Genomic DNA, 1,297 nt, shown 5'->3' with positions numbered 1-1,297 from the left:
TCATCTTGTTTATTTAAGTGGACCTGTACGTGAGGTGATTCGTCGCGGAACAGAAGTGAGTTATATCGAAACTGGCGTGGAACCGTTCACTATCGAATCAGGCAAAATGGTTGCACCAACGATACCGATGCTTAACACCAATATCGACGAGCTAAACCTGTATTACGACTACGTTCAAGTAGGGCGTGCGCGTGAAGCCGGTGTTCCAACTCAGGTATTACGCATTGTGCCGAAAGACGGACTACGTTATTCCTATGTCCTTTGGATTGACGAAAAGAGCAAATTGCCACTTCGCGCCGATCTTGTCGATCGTGATGGCGAGATGCTAGAGCAATACCGCACGATCTCTTACACAGTAAACCCTAAAATTGCAGAGTTGATGAGCGGCCTTGAAGACGTTCAACTTCCTGCTGTGCTTACAATGCCGAAAGGTGAAATTGGCACGAGCAATTGGACTGTGGGCTGGACTCCAGACGGTTTTCATCCAAACGATCTCAACCGCTACCGTATGGCATCAACAGACCAAATGGTAGAAAGTCAGTTGTATTCTGATGGCTTGTTCAACTTCTCTGTTTACGTAGCAAACAAAGATGAGCATTCAGTAAAAGGACAACTGGTTCGGCAAGGCCGTAGAACCTTACACAGTTTGGTGAATGGTGATTATGAAATCTCGGTGGTCGGAGATATTCCGCCAGCTACGGCGCAGCGCATTGCTCAATCTGTCACATTTAATGTAACAAAGAGTAAGCAATAATGATGACTGCGTTAGCTACCGTGACCGGAGTAGAGCGTCACGGTAAGCAGTACGAGATAGATTTAAGCTGCGAGCAGCAAACGAGTTGCAGCAGCTGCTCCTCGCAAAAAAGTTGTGGCACAGGTGTTGTCACTAAAGCGATAGGTAATAAGAGCCTGTCGTGGCATCTGCGCACAGAAAAAAACGTGCAAGTCGGTCAAGTCGTGGAAATCGGCTTTCCTGAATCCAGCCTTATCAAGTCAGCCATGGCAGTGTATCTACTGCCTTTATTTGGTTTGATTCTTGGTGCTATGGTTGGTCATTTCTTACTGACTCCTTTGACCGCTGGTGGAGAAGGCATTGTTATTCTCGCATCCGTGCTATTTGCAGGCGGTGGTATGTGGTTCGCAAAACGCCTATCAAAACCGCTTGAAGATGAGTCAAAACGCCAAGTCACCCTCATTCGAGTTCTCGGTGAACCTATCCAATAAGCTCTACACTTTAAATTAGGTGCGCCCGTTAACGAAATTCGGTAGAATCTGCCAACTTGATTGAAATGCCGTC

2 protein-coding genes are annotated in these 1,297 nt (G+C 46.7%); both read left to right on the top strand.

Annotated features, from left to right (window positions below; genetic code table 11):
• Positions 1 to 754, top strand: a 754-nt coding sequence (locus R7Q47_RS24975) for a MucB/RseB C-terminal domain-containing protein (protein WP_318089991.1), incomplete at its 5' end; no start/stop codon positions are given.
• Entirely contained in the window at positions 754 to 1,224 is a 471-nt protein-coding gene (locus R7Q47_RS24970) for a SoxR reducing system RseC family protein (RefSeq protein WP_025537343.1), read from the top strand. The genes R7Q47_RS24975 and R7Q47_RS24970, both read left to right, overlap by 1 nt.
• Positions 1,225 to 1,297: the final 73 nt, after the last annotated feature.

It is taken from the genome of Vibrio sp. Vb0349 (genome assembly GCF_033338975.1).
The sequence above is the reverse complement of the archived record's forward strand: the minus strand, read 5'-3'. Positions and strand labels throughout refer to the sequence as shown.

Bases quoted from the DNA above. Each gene is read 5' to 3' on its own strand.
- R7Q47_RS24970 (WP_025537343.1), top strand. From the start codon at position 754: ATGATGACTGCGTTAGCTACCGTGACCGGAGTAGAGCGTCACGGTAAG.